The organism is Moorena sp. (genome assembly GCF_982860115.1).
Window position 1 is genome coordinate 1 of sequence record NZ_CEYLVT010000161.1, and the last position, 17,185, is coordinate 17,185.

At 43.4% G+C, this 17,185-nt stretch carries 15 protein-coding genes; 10 read left to right on the top strand and 5 right to left on the bottom strand.

Annotated features, from left to right (window positions below; translation table 11 throughout):
- Positions 1 to 170: 170 nt before the first annotated feature.
- The 3 genes from AC4II3_RS22965 (at position 171) to AC4II3_RS22975 (ending at position 2,337) form a co-directional block, all read left to right on the top strand.
- Complete coding sequence (locus tag AC4II3_RS22965; RefSeq protein WP_488009562.1) at positions 171 to 1,379, top strand: 4-hydroxy-3-methylbut-2-enyl diphosphate reductase; 1,209 nt, start codon at positions 171 to 173, stop codon at positions 1,377 to 1,379.
- 245 nt (positions 1,380 to 1,624) lie between these two features.
- On the top strand, positions 1,625 to 1,975 hold the full coding sequence (locus AC4II3_RS22970) for a DUF433 domain-containing protein (protein WP_488009560.1): 351 nt from the start codon (positions 1,625 to 1,627) through the stop codon (positions 1,973 to 1,975).
- Positions 1,972 to 2,337 carry a DUF5615 family PIN-like protein gene (locus tag AC4II3_RS22975; RefSeq protein ID WP_070395639.1) on the top strand — a complete coding sequence of 122 codons (366 nt, stop codon included), beginning with the start codon at positions 1,972 to 1,974 and terminating at the stop codon, positions 2,335 to 2,337. The genes AC4II3_RS22970 and AC4II3_RS22975 overlap by 4 nt, the downstream gene beginning before the upstream one ends.
- A 282-nt stretch (positions 2,338 to 2,619) precedes the next feature.
- Here the strand turns inward: AC4II3_RS22975 and AC4II3_RS22980 are convergent, their stop codons facing one another.
- Positions 2,620 to 3,741 (bottom strand): LptF/LptG family permease, encoded by a 1,122-nt coding sequence (locus AC4II3_RS22980; RefSeq protein ID WP_488012451.1) that lies wholly within the window; start codon positions 3,739 to 3,741, stop codon positions 2,620 to 2,622.
- Positions 3,742 to 3,916: 175 nt separating this feature from the next.
- Here AC4II3_RS22980 and AC4II3_RS22985 point away from each other — a divergent pair, with 175 nt between their 5' ends.
- The gene (locus tag AC4II3_RS22985; protein WP_488012453.1) at positions 3,917 to 5,632 is read left to right on the top strand and encodes an ArnT family glycosyltransferase; all 1,716 of its coding nucleotides are present in this window, start codon (positions 3,917 to 3,919) and stop codon (positions 5,630 to 5,632) included.
- A 28-nt stretch (positions 5,633 to 5,660) separates the two neighbouring features.
- On the opposite strand, the gene AC4II3_RS22990 is transcribed toward AC4II3_RS22985, so the two are convergent.
- Complete coding sequence (locus AC4II3_RS22990) at positions 5,661 to 5,951, bottom strand: hypothetical protein (protein WP_488012433.1); 291 nt, start codon at positions 5,949 to 5,951, stop codon at positions 5,661 to 5,663.
- Between the two features lie 848 nt (positions 5,952 to 6,799).
- On the opposite strand from AC4II3_RS22990, the gene AC4II3_RS22995 reads away from it, so the two are divergent.
- Entirely contained in the window at positions 6,800 to 7,771 is a 972-nt protein-coding gene (locus AC4II3_RS22995) for a hypothetical protein (RefSeq protein ID WP_488012435.1), read from the top strand.
- 249 nt (positions 7,772 to 8,020) lie between these two features.
- On the opposite strand, the gene AC4II3_RS23000 is transcribed toward AC4II3_RS22995, so the two are convergent.
- Positions 8,021 to 8,515, bottom strand: a complete 495-nt coding sequence (locus AC4II3_RS23000) for an anthrone oxygenase family protein (RefSeq protein WP_488012437.1) — start codon at positions 8,513 to 8,515, stop codon at positions 8,021 to 8,023.
- A gap of 157 nt (positions 8,516 to 8,672) precedes the next feature.
- Positions 8,673 to 9,302: an NAD(P)-dependent oxidoreductase gene (locus AC4II3_RS23005; protein ID WP_488012439.1), complete on the bottom strand. Its 630-nt coding sequence runs from the start codon at positions 9,300 to 9,302 to the stop codon at positions 8,673 to 8,675.
- Positions 9,303 to 9,472: 170 nt separating this feature from the next.
- Between AC4II3_RS23005 and AC4II3_RS23010 the strand changes: the two genes are divergently transcribed.
- The 4 genes from AC4II3_RS23010 to AC4II3_RS23025 all read left to right on the top strand — a co-directional run bounded on the left by AC4II3_RS23010 (position 9,473) and on the right by AC4II3_RS23025 (position 14,108).
- Entirely contained in the window at positions 9,473 to 10,345 is an 873-nt protein-coding gene (locus AC4II3_RS23010) for a helix-turn-helix domain-containing protein (protein ID WP_488012441.1), read from the top strand.
- Between the two features lie 36 nt (positions 10,346 to 10,381).
- Positions 10,382 to 11,092, top strand: coding sequence for a Uma2 family endonuclease (locus tag AC4II3_RS23015; protein WP_488012443.1), 711 nt, complete (start codon positions 10,382 to 10,384; stop codon positions 11,090 to 11,092).
- Positions 11,093 to 11,245: 153 nt separating this feature from the next.
- The gene (gene clpB / locus AC4II3_RS23020; RefSeq protein WP_488012445.1) at positions 11,246 to 13,918 is read left to right on the top strand and encodes an ATP-dependent chaperone ClpB; all 2,673 of its coding nucleotides are present in this window, start codon (positions 11,246 to 11,248) and stop codon (positions 13,916 to 13,918) included.
- Complete coding sequence (locus AC4II3_RS23025) at positions 13,890 to 14,108, top strand: hypothetical protein (RefSeq protein WP_488012447.1); 219 nt, start codon at positions 13,890 to 13,892, stop codon at positions 14,106 to 14,108. The genes clpB and AC4II3_RS23025 overlap by 29 nt, the downstream gene beginning before the upstream one ends.
- Positions 14,109 to 14,182: 74 nt before the next feature.
- Here AC4II3_RS23025 and AC4II3_RS23030 read toward each other — a convergent pair whose 3' ends face one another.
- A complete protein-coding gene (locus tag AC4II3_RS23030) occupies positions 14,183 to 15,745 on the bottom strand; it encodes an MBOAT family O-acyltransferase (RefSeq protein WP_488012455.1) in 1,563 nt (520 codons plus the stop codon).
- Between the two features lie 419 nt (positions 15,746 to 16,164).
- Between AC4II3_RS23030 and hpsE the strand changes: the two genes are divergently transcribed.
- The gene (hpsE, locus tag AC4II3_RS23035) at positions 16,165 to 17,154 is read left to right on the top strand and encodes a hormogonium polysaccharide biosynthesis glycosyltransferase HpsE (protein WP_488012449.1); all 990 of its coding nucleotides are present in this window, start codon (positions 16,165 to 16,167) and stop codon (positions 17,152 to 17,154) included.
- The last annotated feature ends 31 nt before the right edge of the window (positions 17,155 to 17,185 follow it).

Here is a 17,185-nt window from a genome sequence, read left to right on the forward strand (position 1 = left end):
CATGAGCGACTGCCGTGGTTTCCCCCATGAGCGACTGCATCAAGACGGGAGTAGGAAAAAAAATTATCACAATTTATTTAGGATTGCTATAGTAACTAAGATCACGGTTGATTAAAACTAAATTAATAGTAATAGCAGTGATTGATAATTAATTTTCTTCAGATAGCTCCATGGATACAAAAGCTTTCAAGCGCTCACTCCAAAAATCAGATAACTACCACCGTAAAGGATTTGGTCACGAAGCCGAAGTTACCTCTCAGTTGGAATCGGAATATCAAAGCAGTCTGATTGAAGAGATTCGTGCCAAGAACTATCGGCTGCAACAGGGAGATGTGACCATCCGGCTAGCAGAAGCATTTGGCTTTTGCTGGGGTGTGGAGCGAGCTGTAGCCATGGCTTATGAAACCCGCACCCATTTCCCCAATGAACAGATCTGGATTACCAATGAAATTATTCACAACCCCTCTGTTAACCAGCGTTTGCGGGAAATGTCAGTAGGATTTATTGCTGTTGAGGATGGCAATAAAGACTTCTCTGTTGTCGGTGCTGGGGATGTAGTGATTTTACCAGCATTCGGTGCTAGTGTTCAGGAAATGCAGCTACTCCACGAGAAAGATTGCAAGATTGTAGATACTACCTGTCCCTGGGTGTCCAAAGTGTGGAACACGGTAGAGAAGCATAAGAAAAAAGAGTACACTTCGATTATTCACGGGAAATATAAACACGAGGAAACCGTAGCAACGAGTTCCTTTGCCGGAAAATATTTAGTGGTACTGAATCTACAAGAAGCGGAATACGTTGCCAACTACATTCTCAATGGTGGTAACCGGGACGAATTTCTGGATAAGTTTAAAAACGCTATCTCAGCTGGCTTTGACCCAGAGCAGGATTTAGAGCGGATTGGGATTGCCAATCAAACTACTATGCTCAAGACCGAGACCGAGCAGATGGGCAAACTTTTTGAGCGCACCATGATGAAGAAATATGGTACGTCTAATTTAAACGACCACTTCCAAAGCTTCAATACCATCTGTGATGCCACCCAAGAACGGCAGGATGCCATGTTGGAGCTAGTGGAAGAAAAGCTAGACTTGATGATTGTGATTGGTGGCTTTAATTCTTCCAATACCACTCACCTGCAAGAAATTGCGATTGAGCGACAACTACCATCCTATCACATTGACAGTGTCAACCGGATTATTTCTGCTGATGAAATTGAGCATAAACCCCTACATCAGGAGGTAGAAGTAGCACGAAATTGGCTTCCCTCTGGTTCGATAGTGGTAGGAGTAACCTCTGGAGCGTCTACTCCTGATCGGGTAGTAGAAGATATAATCAATAAGATTTTTGAACTGAAGGCTGCTGCTGTAGCAGTTTAGAACTAACTGGGATTAGTTAAAATTGAAAATTTCAAAGGGTTTATAGCTATTGATAATTTTCAATTTTAACAATTTTGTAAGCATTAAGCTCTAAGCTCATGGGCTACGCGCACGCTACGCGAACAGTTCATGCCCTAAGGGCACGCTACGCGAACAGCCTAATGCTTACGTGCCTCGATATTGATAGTGTATTCGCGCCTCCTATGTTTCTTTTTTAAAACTTTTTTTAGTAATTGCAAATTGCCATGGAAATCCAAGACTACTTTGACTTCCTAGCCTCTGACGACATTCGCATCAAAGGTAGCCGCATTGGTATAGAAAGCGTCCTCTACGAATATATCTACCGCGCCAGAACCCCTGAAGAAATTACCCAACAATTTGACACCATTACCTTAGAACAGGTTCATGCCACTATTCTCTACTATCTACACAACAAAGAAGAGGTCAGCGCTTACTTAGCTGACTGGCTAGAGTTTTGCCGCCAACAACGAGAAAAACAAAAACAGAATCCTTCTCCTGCACGACAGAGGTTCCGGCAATTGAAAGCAGAAGCCGCTCTGGAGCGAGAGTCATCCCAACCGAAGAGCGCTGTATGACGATCCAATATTTACTGGACGAGCATATCGCCTCCCTTTACCGAACCCAACTGATGCGCCAAGCACCAGAACTTATTGTCAGAAGGATCGGTGATCCAGGCGCTCCTCCTAAAGGAACTCTCGATCCAGAGATTTTAATCTGGTGTGAGATTCATGATTTTATTTTAGTAACAAACAATCGGAAATCTATGCCTAAACATTTAGTAGACCATCTCGCAGAGAGTCGCCACGTACCGGGGATTTTTGTAATCGATCCATCCAATCATATTGGAGAAACCCTCGCAGAGCTAATCATTATTGCTGGAGCTTCCTTTCCCAAGGAATATCAAGACCGAATTGAATACTTACCCTTGAGCGAATAAAAAAACAACAGTGTAACGCATCTGAATGCTTACAGAATTTTAAATTAACATCCAAGGTGATAAATTTAATGTAAGTATTAGCCTGAATACTGACGATCGTACTTATGAGGTACAGTCAATTTTCTTTCCCCGACTCCCTCGGTGCGCTTTCCGTAGGCGAATTAAATTCGCCACGGGTCGCACCGCTCCCGACTCCCTCGGTGCGCTTTCCGTAGGCGAATTAAATTCGCCACGGGTCGCACCGCTCCCGACTCCCGACTCCGTAATTTAACAATTCTACCATTAACTATTACCCTCCAATCGCCACAATAACCATCCTCCTGCTCCGAAACCGAATAAATTAGGTAACCAGGCGGCTACAACTGGGGACAGAATTCCAGCTATACCAAAACCTCCGATCACAAAGCTCAGTAAGTAGTAGCCAAAAATTACGATTAAACAGACCCCAAAGCTAGTCCCTTTGCTGATTCGTTTAGGTCGAATACTGATGCTTGATCCTACTAAGCCAAAGATTAGACAAATGAATGGAAAAGCAATTTTTTGTTGCATCCGCACTTGCAGCATCCGGAGTTGTTTGCGATCGCCAGCTCCCTTTAGCAACTGGATCATTTCTATGGATTGAAGAATATTCATCTCATAGGGGTCACGGGCTTTAGTGACTAAATCAAGGGGCGCTCTAGGAAATGGAATTTCTTGATGATCAAAGGTTACTATTTTCCGAAAAGAGGTTTTAGGACTAATGAAATAAATTGACCCATCGGAACAATCCCAGGTATTTTGCTTAGAGTTCCAACGGGCTGATTCCGATAGAATAATTTTATTCAACTTGCCCTGATTAGACCACTCCAAGACAGTCAGGTCTTTCATGCTCTGACCATCAAATCGATTCGCGTAGAATAAGCGTTTGAGTGTCTGAGTAGTTGTGCCATTGGGTTGGGGAAAAGTCTGATACTCTGGATAGATAATACCGTTTTCCTGGGAAGAGGGTTTTTCCTGATTAAGAGCTTTTTCTAAAGTTATAGTTGCCTGGTAGTTAGCCGCTGGAACAATTAATTCATTGAAGAGGAAAGTGATACCCGTGACCACTAGGCTGAGCACCAGAGCAGGTGCAACTAGTCGGTATAAACTCACACCACAGCTGCGCAGGGCAATTAACTCACTGTCATTACTCAAGCGAGAATATGCTATTAGTGTAGCGAGCAGTACTGATATGGGTAAGGCATAGGAAATAAACTCAGGAAACTTCAACAGCACGACTTGGGCAGCAATTGTCCAGGATAGTCCTAACTCAGTGATTTTGACTACCATATCAAACAGGCTACCCACAGCGACACCAATAGATGAAAACCCGCCAACACCAAATAGAAAGGGTGGGATGAGTTCAGCAGCGATGTAGCGATCCATCACTGATAAGCTAGGAAAAACGAATTTGAGGAAGTAAGGTTTGCCCAGTTTCACTCTTCTTTAGTGGTTACAGTTCCAAAAAGCATAGAAAGCAATTTCATGGCTTTTGTTGCTAAGTTTTCCCCAATCCAGTAAACCTACCATGTCTTAAGCGCGAGTATCTGCAAACTATATGATGCCTAATGCCCTGAAACGGTTGTCTCAACATCAATTTGTACTTGGTTGGCTGCTAGGGGGGCTACTGTTTCGGTGTATCATTGCTTTTTGGCTTTACCCTGGTATTGATGAAGCCTATTACTATGTCTATAGCCTGCATCTAGACTGGAGTTATTTTGATCACCCAGTTTTAGTTGCCCTGACTACTGGCTTTGGGACTTGGATAACGGGAGAAGTTTCCCAATTCACTATTCGTCTGGGTTCCCTGATTTTGTATACAGGTAGCCTATTGCTACTGTATCTGACTAGCACTCATCTATTTAACACCAAAGCGGCTCGATTAACGTTAGCGTCCGCTACCATTATTCCGATTTTTCAAATTGGCTTTGGTGTCCTTACCCTACCCGATAGTCCCCTGATCTTTTTCTGGTCAGCTAGTTTGTTATGTGCTGCTTACGAATTCTTTCCCCTAAGAGCGAAACATTCAAGGAAAAAATTATCTAGTAAACTATCTACTAAACCCAATAGTTTATATTCCAATACTCCACACCCTAAACCCCACACCCTAACCCCTATTTATGGTTCATACCGACCTAGCTATCGGTTAGCAATCCTGGGTATTTTAGTAGGTTTAGCTTGTCTAGGTAAATATCATGGCTTTATTTTAGGCTTAGGATTAGTTGGTTTTTGCTTAACGAGTCCACGTCATCGTTGTGCATTATTGTCACCTTGGGCATGGCTAGGTTTAATCTTATTTATCATAACTATTTTTCCAATTTGGTACTGGAATATACAGCATGATTGGATATCGTTTACTTTCCATTTATCCACCCGTTTTCAACCAGAGCCAGAGGTACCTCAGCAGGGCTACAATTGGCTAAATGTATTAGTGATAGTTTTATCTGGGATAGCTTATCTTTTCCCTACGATGGCATTGCCCATGTGGTGGGTGAGTTTGCGATCGCTACTTGCTCAATTTACCGGGTATAGCAAGACATCAAAATTGGAGTCAAGATTGATCCTATGGGTATCCCTACCCCTAGTTCTAGGCTTTACCCTCTTAGCAGGATATCACCAAATTTTGCCCACTTGGCCGATGCCAGGATTTTGGGGGATAACCTTACTACTAGGGCAACAGGCGCAACAGTGGCAAATGCCTTCGCCCAACGGCGGGCACTTCCTGTCATCGCGCCGTTGGGTTAACCGATGGCTAAAGGGTTCAGCCATAGCAATAGCTAGCCTATTATTGTTTGTGCTGCTGCATATCACTACAGGAACACTGCAAAAATCCGGTCACTATGCTTTACTTGGGGGTTTTGTCTCTCCCAAGGATGACCCCTCTACAGAACTGATTGATATTCAGCAACTGCGACAAGGATTTGCTAAGTCTCCTGTCCTGAGTGAGGCATTACAAACGTCTAGCTTTGTCTTTAGTAATGGGTATTATATCAGTGGGATCGTAGCGATGGCGATTAGTCCCCTGACCTCTACACCAATTACCTGCTTGGGAGAGGATATGCGTGGTTTTATGGTCTGGTTCCAGCCTGAGCAATGGTTGGGTAAAGATGGATTATACGTTACTCTGGAGCGATTTCAAGAGTTGACAGATAGCTATCGAGCTTATTTTCAGGATATGCAGGAAATAGGGACAGTGCCGATTCGACGGGCTGGAGCAGTCACAGAGGTTTTTCATGTGTATTTGGCGACTAAGATGGTCAAGCCTTACCCTAGATAAGTGCTCGAATCATTTACAGATCTAGGATTCAGGCTTTTCTCAGTCGCTCTGCACGGACACAGCCTCCCTCCCAATCCCACTTCGGGTCAGATTCATTGGGCTTATATTGCGCCCAAGTATTGCCACTCTCGTCTTGATACAAGACTGTAATCTCGGCAGTAGCTCTACTTCCCCAAGGTGCTTTTACTCTAATCTGGTCTTGGCACTGGAAAACTTCACCCTCAGAATTAGTTACGCTCTTGAGTGCGATTTGGGGTTTGCGCTCAATCGGGGGTATTTTTTTGATTACTAATTTTTTTGGCGGCTCAGATGTAGTCAAGTTTTTTGAGGAATTGTAGTATCTATTACTTTCTTCTATTTTAGACGCTAGATACTAGCAAGTCGCAAGGGGGTCGGTTGGTAAGAATCAGGGGTATTGACATCTGAGGGGGTAACATCCCTACTTCCAAGCACATGCCATTATCTATCCTGGCAGGCTAAATAGGTACTTTGTATACATAGAAAGCCAAACGAGAAAAAGGCCATTGCTGAATCTTCCGATGAATATGAGTGGGGTGGGCATCCTGCCTGCCCGGAAATGAAACAGGCAAGATGCCCGTTCCACGCCTGATGCCCATTCCACAGCAAAATGCCCGTTCCACAAAAGTATTACAATCATCCCGCATTTATGCAACGCCAGAAAAAGGGCATTGCTAAATCAAGGCATGAATATAAGTCGGGTGTGCATCCTGCCCGACCAAAAATATTAGGAACAGACAAAATGTCCATTCCACAAAACCATTATTAAGCAACGCTAGTCTTAGCCTTTATTTCTATTTTATCTAGTTTCTCGAACTTACGTCAATATTAATTTTTGTAATTTTTAGATTACAACTGCCGGTTCGATCATCCGCTCTAGCAGTTGTTCCACAGGCAACTGTCTCAGGGGTTTAAGGTCTAGTTTTAGGGACTAGTCTTTTTCCATAATTGTGATACTCCACCTTGAAGGTCACATTTGTCAATACTCCCAAACCTTACTCATTCTTAAATGATAGCAAATTTGTCCTAAATAATAACCATCATGTATGACATTTCAACAACTGTCATTAAAATAAGCAAATTGGCAAATTTTATATTTAATTTGGTGATTGTTGAACAGATAGTAATAGTTATAAAAGTTACTAAATTATGAGTTTTTCAATAAAATTAATTAGTCAGTTTTATTGGGGATTTATGATAAGCTTTTTATTTATGATAAGCTTTTCATATCCAGTAAATGCCGCTCCATCTTGTGGGGAGATTGGTTTAGCAGAACCTGGTGATCTCTGTGAGATTGTAATACCTGTGTATGAAAGAATTGAAAATTCAAAAGATAAAAAATGTCTAACAGAGTTTAACGAAGTACCTGATGATGGTTGGGTAGTTGCAAGTACTTCAATAAAGAATGTTCGTAATCTAGGAAATACATCAGGTCCATATGCAGCTATAGTTGCTAAGGATTCTAATGTGTTAATTGAAAAAGAAGTAATTTCAGTACAGAATAGCTATGAGAGCTTTTTATTAAGTTTGAAAAAAAAAGCTGAGTTAAAAGGTTTGCCAGAAGACATTGCTGCAAACTTGTTTCTTGAATTGAAGAATGAGAGTACTAGCCAATTTTCTAGCTTTTTGAAACATGCCTTAGTTTCAAAAACAACTAATGCCGGGGTGAGACTTACAGGATGTACTCAAGCACAATGGCGAAAAGTGGGCTTTGTGACAATTTATACATCTGGAGGAACATTACAAGCTGATGTTATAGTTACCTACAGATATGTAGGTACACTTAACGATTTAAATGAACTGGTTGACTACTTAAAGTCTATAGCAGAAGATGCATTCAATAGTTTAACAGGTGATCCATCTTCAACCGAATGGACTATTTGGTTTGATCGAGACGATCCTAGTGGCAGTGGAGATTGGGAATTGCGAACACTTCAAAATCAAAGTTTAGCTTGTAGTAATCCAGTAAATGTAGAGTGCCAAACAGTAAGTGATCAACCGGCAAGCTCAACTGGTGAAAATATCACTTGCAACACAGATGGACTTGTCTGTCTTAACGACAAACAAAGCGACAATAAATGTAACTATGACTATAAAGTTAGATTTCTGTGTCCACGGTAGTGGTAATGATCTAGTGATTTGGCTACGGCATTGCTGAATTAAGGAATGAATATTAGTGGGTTGGGTATTCTGTCTGTCGGAAAATATCAGTAACAGGCAAGATACCCATTCCACAAAACTATTAAAATCATTCCATTATCAAGCAACATCAGAAAAACAGCTTTTAACCAACCCACACTCCGCTATCGGGGGAGTGTGGGTTGGTTACTCATTCCATAATCGCAGCGGGCGATGGCACTTCGTGCCCGCCTAAGGGCGAACGCAAAGCGAAATTGTAAACAGCATTGCTGCCAAAAATGCTGCTACTGTCCGAACATGGTTCCAAAATGTCCAATCCGTCAGGAATCTTGCCCATAGGGTTGTGGCTTCAGTACTATTTGGCGTGACGATGGCGAGGGCATCATTCAGCGGGATATTGCAGGCGAAAGTCACGCCGATTGTGCCAATCAGATAAAGCAGAGTACCCGCCAGCCAATAGACAGCACCTGGTTGATCCCACTGCAGCAGTAACGAAATAGTCAGCAATGTGCAAGCAACAGCTGTTCCCAGAAATGCCAGCATAAACCAGGGATTGATCACAGTGATATTAATCGATTGCATGGTAGCAATACCCTGTGCTGGTGGTTGCTGAGCCAAAGCCTTCATCACAAAGGTGGAAAAGGCGAAGAAGATGCCAGCGGCCAGACCACTGCCGATTGCTGTTAACAGCATTAGAGAAAAGCGGAAGTTGTGAACAGTTACCATAAAGCCTCCTGGGAATTTTCGTGTTATTTGAAAGTCTTTAATATCTGAGCCGTCAGCCGTCAGCCGTCAGCCGTCAGCTAAAAGTTCACGCTAAGCTATCAGCTATCAGATATCAGCCGTCAGTTGTTGGCTGATATCTGATAGCTGTTCGCTCTGTTCAATACGACAAACTTGGTGTCTTGTGAATATACTTGTCATCTGCCAGTTGCTTCACTATAAAGTCAGCGACATCAGCACGAGAAATTTTGAGTTTTGATGTCTTATCGTTACTTGGAAAGCCGTGTCGGTAGTTGCCAGTGCGATTCCCATCTACAAAGGCTCCAGGACGAACAATTGTCCAGTCTAGACCGCTTTGCTGAACATAGTTCTCTTGCCTTTGATGATCGCCAAACACGTTCCGTAACAGGAATCCAAACATGATATACTTCCAGAAAAAGTTCAGATTTTCCCAACTATCTCCTGCTCCAAGGGTTGATTGGCAGATAAAGCGTCGGATACCTGCTTTTTCCATAGCTTGGATAATCTGTTGTGTCCCCTCTGACCGGATTGTCCCTGTCATCTTCTGACCTGCTCCGAGTACGCACACCACGGCTTCTTGACCTTGGACCGCCTTCTCCACTGATGGCAGATCCATGACATCCCCCTGAACAACCTTGAGATTTGTGTGCTTGATATCTAGCTTGGCGGGATTGCGTGCAAATGCTGTAACTCTGTGTCCCTGCTCAAGAGCCTGTTCCACCACCTGACGACCTGTAGCACCGGTTGAACCAAAAATAAGTATATTCATGTTCTTGATACTTTCTGCTTAACAATCACCCTTACAGCTTAGAAAGGCAATTGATGCTAAGCTGTCTAGTTCTTGTGGTACTATCACAATCTTGCGATGGCTTTTCACGTTTTTCCTGGAAACTAGCCCAACCTGAATATAATCAGAACTAGACGCACTGGAGTTGGATAATGAAAAATCCTGCTATCCAACAGCCTGAAACCAATGGCTTATCCCACAAGTCTCGCCAAACTCAAAGCTGGGAGAATATTCGAGTCCAACACTTCCAACATCCTGCTGGAGAGGGAAATTGTCATTACAATGATGAACATACCCTTTCTATCTCCCTTGCTCCTCGTCCCGTTCGCTTGCTGCAAATTCAGGCAGGCAAGACATACACAGGGCTGTATAAAAAAGGAGACATGTCCATTACCCCTGCCAAGACACCGTTTTTTGCTCGGTGGGACAGTGATGATAATTACTTGCAGATTCGGCTTAAATCTCAGTTTATTCAAAGCGTTGCTAGCCAAACCCTAGAACAGAATCCCGATCGGCTAGAATTACTGCCGGAATTTCGGACTCGCAATCCACAGATTGAAGCGATCGCAATCATGCTACTCACTGAACTTCAACAGGAATCTTCAGGCAGCACACTTTACATTGATTCTCTGGCTAACGTCTTAGCAGTCAATTTACTGAGGCAGCACGCAGCTACCAAACCTCAGTTGCCAATTTACCAGGGTGGCTTACCCCTGCGTCAACTCCAGCAAATTATAGATTACATTGATACAAATTTAGATCGAGATATTAAACTGGCAGAATTAGCTCGATTGCTAGACATGAGCCAATTCCATTTCAGCCGTCTATTTAAGCAATCAATCGGCATGTCTCCCTACCAATACTTGATTCAGCAACGGGTAGAACGGGCGAAGCAGTTGTTGAAAGAAAAAGACCGATTAATTGTGGACATTGCCTTAGAGTGTGGGTTCAACAGCCACAGTCATTTAAGCAAAAAGTTTCGAGAATTTACCGGCATGACACCAAAAGCATACAGAGCACATTAGTCCTCTGATCGTGAGTATCCCCTTCGGAAACCAACCATGATACAGTATGACCCATTGCAGTATTTACCCTCTGCAGAAGAGCTACCAGATTCCGACGATACCCCTGTGGATAATGAATTACAAATCCTAATTCCCACTCTATTAAGAGCAGTACTCTCTTGGCTGTGGTCAGAGCGCCAAGATTGGTTCCTAGGGGTCAACATGGGAGTTTACTATAAACCGAAAGAACCGGCTATTGTCCCTGATGGTTTCCTAAGTTTGGGGGTAGTGCGACGTAAGAGTGCAAAGGGAAGGCTTAGCTATGTGCTATGGGAAGAAAATTATATCGTTCCCCAATGGGTCTTAGAAGTAGTTTCTCAAACCCCAGGGGGTGAGTATGACCAGAAGCTGGAAAAATACGCTCAACTAGGAGTACTTAATTACACCATTTATAACCCCCACCATTGGCGACGGGATAAGCATGAGCCGTTTGAAGTGTATCGCTTGGTAGACGGGGAATATATCAGACAATCCGGTGAACTGATAGAGATACCAGAACTAGGCTTGTTAATTGGACGAGAACAAGGGATATACCAGGGATGGCAACGAGAGTGGTTATACTGGTACGATTACCAAGGAAATCGCTTATTGACACCAGAGCAAATTGCACAACAGGAACATCAACGAGCTCAACAGGAATATCAACGAGCTCAACGGTTAGCGGATTATCTCAAAACAATGGGGATTGATCCAGAAACCTTACCGTGAATGGGAATCCTAACCGTCAACCTTTGATAAACTTTTGATTGATCAAAATCTACCGTTGATTAATTTCAAACCCGACTTTCCGGATAGAGAGTAAAAGGGATTGCTATACTAACCACAGCATAGATGGTAAAAAAGCGAGATTTGTTGTAGGATATGCAGCCCACTGACGCCAACAAGTTTACTGATAAAGCATGGGAAGCGATTGTAAAATCTCAAGATGTCGCCCGTCGCTGCAAAAATCAACAGCTGGAAGTCGAACACGTTGCGATCGCATTGTTGGAACAAGATGGGCTACCCAATCGGATTCTATCCCGTGTCACTGTTGATGTTAACCGGTTTCAGCAACAACTGGAAAATTTTGCGACGCGCCAACCTAAAGTCGCTAACCTAGACCAATTGTACCTGGGTCGTGGTTTGGATGTGATGCTCGATAATGCGGAAGCCTATCGCAAGACTTTGGAGGATGAGTATATTGCAGTAGAACATCTGTTACTGGGTTTAGCAGTGGATGAACGGGTAGGACGCCGCTTGCTCAAAACCTATAACCAGGATGCCGCCAAGCTCGAAGAGGCCATTAAATCCATCCGAGGCTCTCAAAAGGTCACAGACCAAAATCCCGAATCCCGTTACGAAGCATTGGAAAAGTACGGACGGGATTTGACCGAAGCCGCTCAAGCCGGAAAACTTGACCCAGTGATTGGTCGGGATGAGGAAATTCGTCGGGTGGTTCAGGTGCTCTCTCGTCGATCGAAAAATAACCCCGTGTTGATTGGAGAGCCAGGGGTAGGAAAAACTGCGATCGCAGAAGGACTAGCCCAACGAATTGTGAATGGGGATGTCCCAGAATCCCTCAAAAACCGCCAGCTGATTTCCTTAGATATGGGTAGCTTGATTGCAGGTGCTAAATATCGGGGAGAATTTGAAGACCGACTTAGAGCTGTACTCAGGGAAGTGACCCACTCAGATGGTCAAATTGTCCTGTTTATCGATGAATTGCACACCGTAGTCGGAGCTGGTGCTAGCGGTGGCACTATGGATGCAGGGAATTTACTCAAACCAATGCTAGCTCGGGGAGAATTGCGTTGTATTGGAGCAACTACCCTTGATGAGTACCGCAAGCATATTGAAAAGGATGCTGCTCTAGAACGTAGGTTTCAGCAAGTCTATGTTAAGCAACCAACTGTAGAAGACACTATTTCGATTTTGCGGGGACTCAAAGAACGCTATGAAGTTCATCACGGGGTTAATATAACCGACTCAGCCTTGGTGGCAGCAGCTACCTTATCCCAGCGCTATATTACTGACCGATTTTTACCCGATAAAGCCATTGATTTGGTAGATGAGGCAGCAGCCAAAATCAAAATGGAAATTACCTCCAAGCCAGTGGAATTGGAAGCTACTGACCGCAGGCTGATGCAGCTGGAAATGGAAAAATTATCTTTAGAAGGGGAAGATAAGCGAACTACTGCCACCACCGCCACTTATAGTTCTGCCCAAGAACGGTTAGAGCGCATTGAAAAGGAAATTGTGGTTTTACGGGGAAAACAGGAACAACTCAATAAACAATGGCAATCGGAAAAGCAACTGTTACAAGACATCAGTGCCTTAAAAGAGGAGGAAGAACACTTAAGGGTACAAGTGGAACAGGCAGAACGGAATTATGACTTGAATAAAGCAGCCCAGCTAAAATATGGCAAATTAGAAGCTTTACAGCGGGACCGGGAAGCCAAAGAAAGTATGATGCTGGAACTCCAATCCGGAGGTACTGCTCTGTTGCGAGAACAAGTCAGTGAATCTGATATTGCCGAAATTGTGGCCAAATGGACCGGAATTCCCCTGAAGCGATTGCTGGAATCAGAGCGCCAGAAGTTATTACAGCTGGAAGGACATTTACATAAACGGGTAATTGGGCAAACAGAAGCCGTTTCCGCTGTAGCTGCTGCCATTCGTCGCGCTAGAGCAGGGATGAAAGATCCCGGGCGTCCCATTGGTTCGTTCTTGTTTATGGGACCAACTGGGGTCGGTAAAACCGAATTAGCTAGAGCACTGGCGCAGTTTCTGTTTGACAGTGAAGAAGCTCTGGTGCGCATTGATATGTCCGAGTATATGGAAAAACACGCAGTTTCTCGGTTAGTCGGTGCCCCACCAGGATATGTAGGGTATGAAGAAGGAGGACAACTGTCAGAGTCCGTGCGTAGGCGTCCTTACTCAGTAGTATTGCTCGATGAGGTGGAAAAAGCACACCGGGATGTATTTAACATTTTGTTACAGGTACTTGACGACGGACGAATTACCGACTCCCAAGGCAGAACCGTCGATTTCCGGAATACCATTATTGTCATGACCAGCAATATTGGCAGTGAGCATATTTTGGGAGTAGCTGGGGATGATTCCAAGTATGAAGAAATGCGCAAACGAGTGACAGAGTCCTTGCGATCGCATTTTCGCCCAGAATTTGTGAACCGGGTCGATGATGTGATCATATTCCATACCCTAACCAGGGATGAATTGCGGAAGATTGTCGGGATTCAACTCAAACGGATTGAGCGGCTGTTGGCAGAGCAAAAGATTACCCTGGCAATGTCCGAGCAAGCTCAAGATTATCTGACCGACGCTGGATATGATCCCGTCTATGGTGCTCGTCCCTTAAAGCGGGCAATTCAGCGGGAGTTAGAAAATCCCATTGCTACTAAGATTTTAGAAAATATGTTTATTGAAGGGGATACCATTTTCATTGATTGTGGAGATCAAGGGTTGACATTTAGTAATAAAGCACCCAGTAAACCAGTAACAGCTAGTGAATCAGTTGTTCCAGCTGTTAGTTAAGATTAGGGAGCAGGGAGCAGGGAACAGGGAACAGGGGGAAGAGTTTGGGTTACCTCCGTCAGCCATCAGCCGTCAGCCGTCAGCCGTCAGCCGTCAGCCGTTAACTAAAAGCTCACGCTATGCGAACAGCCGTCAGCTTATTTTATTAAAAAGCACCGATTGCGCTACGCTCATGCTGCGCGAACAGTAGCCTGGTAATAGACCCAAACCTGATAGCTGATAGCTGATAGCTGATAGCTGATAGCTGATAGCTGATAGCTCACCTTAAAACTGGAAGTAAAGAAATTCGGAAACTCGGTTAAGAGACAGTAGGCAAAATGTAGCGATTAAGCCAATACCTGTTGCCCAGTACCAGCTAGGCTTGAAGTGTTCCATGATTTGCTGGGTATTAGGCAAAAAGGTAACCCCTAGGATTAGTCCTAATAGTACCATAAAGGTCTTTTCTAACCCTATAGGTGGCAGCAGAACTTTCATCTCTTGCCACTCCTGAAATTGGATGCCTAAAGGGGTTAACCAACCCAAGGTATTTTGATAAGTAGTAGGCAAGATAACGCCCTTGAGTCCTACCATTGCCTGTAATATTCCTAGACCATCACTAATACTAGTTGCCCGAAACAATACCCACGTACTTACCACTGCTAAAAATGTCAGCATCCAGGCTAGAATTTTTGGCATCGATAGTTTCATTTGTCGCCAGCTATGATTAATTACCAAAAATAAGCCATGGAGTCCCCCCCAAATCACAAATGTCCAGCCAGCACCATGCCACAATCCTCCGAGAAGCATTGTGGCTAATAAGTTACCATATTGACGTAGACGACCGCGACGATTACCACCAAGAGGAATATACAGGTAATCCCGGAGAAAATTGGATAAGGTAATGTGCCAACGTCGCCAAAAGTCACTGATAGATCTCGCTTTGTAGGGGGAATTAAAGTTAATCGGTAGGCGGATATTCGTGATTAATCCTAAGCCAATGGCCATGTCAGAGTAGCCGGAAAAATCGAAATACAGTTGAAAGGTATAACTCAATGCCCCAACCCAGGCTTCTACAAAGCTGAGTTGGTCAGTATTGTTAAAAATAGTGGCTACCCAGGGAGATAGATTATCTGCGATCGCAACTTTTTTACCTAAACCTAGAATAAAGAGGCTCAGCCCCATTCCCATGTTTTTCCAGGAAAACAGGCTATTGCGTAACTTCTCAAACTGGGGCAATAGTTCATCGTAACGGAGAATTGGACCAGCTATCAGTTGGGGAAAGAAAGACACAAACAGGCTATAGGTCATAAAATTATACCTACACTTTTTCGTTTCCCCACGATAAGCATCAACAATATAAGCAATTTGGGTAAAGCTATAAAAAGAAATCGCTAAAGGAAGTAAGATTGGTGGAATAGTGATAGTTGTGCCTAAAATATGGTTTAATGAATCTACGAAAAAATTAGCATATTTGAAATAGCCCAAAATCGCTAAATTAAAACCAATACCTATCCAAAGCAGCAGTTTAGTTTGCTGTTTATAACTAACTACTGTAGATACTAGGCTTGAAATTTTATCGGGTTTATCAGGAGCCTCACTATCCTCTCCACTTCCTTCATCTAACAGAATTACTAGCTTTTCTATCTGTTTACCAATGATATAGTTACCAGTAATTGAAATTATCAACAGAGGCAGATAAGCAATTTTCCAATAACCATAAAAAAATAGGGATGCTAACGTCATCCATACCCAGGTGGCTTTAACCACACGGAAGCGACTTAAGCCAAAAAAAACCACCAGGGTAATGGGAAGAAAGCCGAAAATAAAAGCGTATGAGTTGAATAACACGGTAGATGACTCTTGGTAAGTAAGAAATGCTAGCACTATTAATGTTTGTTAACAGTTAATAGTGAATAGTCAACACTAAATAGCTAAACCGAAACAGTCAACAGTCAACACTAAAGAGTCAACGGTCAACACTCAAAAAAATTTTGGGTAAGGGAAAATAATTTCTAAACACCCTGCACCTCCCTTACCTTGTCTAGACCAGCAGTTATATGGGTAAGCTCACCCATACTAACCCATGGGTCGCCCTTGAATTCCAGGAAAATACAGTTGTTGATTTTATCATAATTATGATTGAGTGGGTGAAGGAGGTTCTCTCCATCAATCTCAAATCACCAATAAGCATATCAAATTATGCTTCTATTAGTTGAGCCAACTTGGCCAAGTGGTGATTTCCTAACAAAGCCAAATGAGCTAGTTCTATGTCTGTTGACTTCACTGTAGCGATTCCGACCTATAATGGTGCAAACCGTTTACCATTACTGCTCGAACGACTGCGATCGCTTTCACTCAACTCCATCAGTTGGGAAATTATTGTCGTTGACAACAATAGTAGCGATGATACTGCCCAGCTTATTCAGGACTATCAAAGCAATTGGGATTTATCTGTCCCCTTAAGATATTGTTTTGAACTTGAACAAGGATCCGCATTTGCCAGGTTGCGAGCTGTCCAAGAGGCTAAAGGTGAATTCATCGGTTTTTTAGATGATGACAATTTACCTGATCCCAACTGGATTGCTGAAGCCTATGACTTTGGTAAAGAGTATCCTAAGGCAGGAGCCTACAGTGGTCAAATTCACGGTGATTTTGAAGTCGAACCCCCAGAAAATTTTGATCCCATCAAGCAATTTCTCGCAATTCGGGAACATGGACCAAACCCCCATCCCTTTCAACCGGAGGAAATCAGGCTACCCCCAGGGGCAAGCTTAGTCGTTCGTAGAAAAGCTTGGCTCGATAGTGTGCCACCTCGTCCCAGTTTGACAGGCAAACTGCCCGGATTATTCGTGCAGGGGGATGATTATGAGCCATTGCTGTATATGTACAAAGCAGGTTGGGAAATTTGGTATAACCCCGCCATGCATAGCTATCATAAGATTCCCCACTGGCGTCTTCAGAGAGATTACTTACTCACTCTCGCTCGTGGCTGTGGTTTAGCAACCTGTCAGCTGCGCCTGATTAATGCTACCTTTTGGCAAAAGCCCATGGTAATTACCAGAACTTTATTGGGCAATTTGCGCCGAGTTATCCTACATTTACTTAAGTATCGAGGACAATTTAAAACTAATCTCATTGCCGCCTTCCAACTAGAATTCTTCTGGGGCAGTTTGATTAGTCCATTTTTGGCTATTAGAAAGCTTTTACAAAATAAGGCAACAGGCAACAGGGAGCAGGCAATAGGCAATAGGCAATAGGCAATAGGCAATAGGCAATAGGCAATAGGCA

Bases quoted from the DNA above. Each gene is read 5' to 3' on its own strand.
- AC4II3_RS22965 (WP_488009562.1), top strand. From the start codon at position 171: ATGGATACAAAAGCTTTCAAGCGCTCACTCCAAAAATCAGATAACTAC.
- AC4II3_RS22970 (WP_488009560.1), top strand. From the start codon at position 1,625: ATGGAAATCCAAGACTACTTTGACTTCCTAGCCTCTGACGACATTCGC.
- AC4II3_RS22975 (WP_070395639.1), top strand. From the start codon at position 1,972: ATGACGATCCAATATTTACTGGACGAGCATATCGCCTCCCTTTACCGA.
- AC4II3_RS22980 (WP_488012451.1), bottom strand. From the start codon at position 3,741: ATGGATCGCTACATCGCTGCTGAACTCATCCCACCCTTTCTATTTGGT.
- AC4II3_RS22985 (WP_488012453.1), top strand. From the start codon at position 3,917: ATGCCTAATGCCCTGAAACGGTTGTCTCAACATCAATTTGTACTTGGT.
- AC4II3_RS22995 (WP_488012435.1), top strand. From the start codon at position 6,800: ATGAGTTTTTCAATAAAATTAATTAGTCAGTTTTATTGGGGATTTATG.
- AC4II3_RS23000 (WP_488012437.1), bottom strand. From the start codon at position 8,515: ATGGTAACTGTTCACAACTTCCGCTTTTCTCTAATGCTGTTAACAGCA.
- AC4II3_RS23005 (WP_488012439.1), bottom strand. From the start codon at position 9,302: ATGAATATACTTATTTTTGGTTCAACCGGTGCTACAGGTCGTCAGGTG.
- AC4II3_RS23010 (WP_488012441.1), top strand. From the start codon at position 9,473: ATGAAAAATCCTGCTATCCAACAGCCTGAAACCAATGGCTTATCCCAC.
- AC4II3_RS23015 (WP_488012443.1), top strand. From the start codon at position 10,382: ATGATACAGTATGACCCATTGCAGTATTTACCCTCTGCAGAAGAGCTA.
- clpB (WP_488012445.1), top strand. From the start codon at position 11,246: ATGCAGCCCACTGACGCCAACAAGTTTACTGATAAAGCATGGGAAGCG.
- hpsE (WP_488012449.1), top strand. From the start codon at position 16,165: ATGTCTGTTGACTTCACTGTAGCGATTCCGACCTATAATGGTGCAAAC.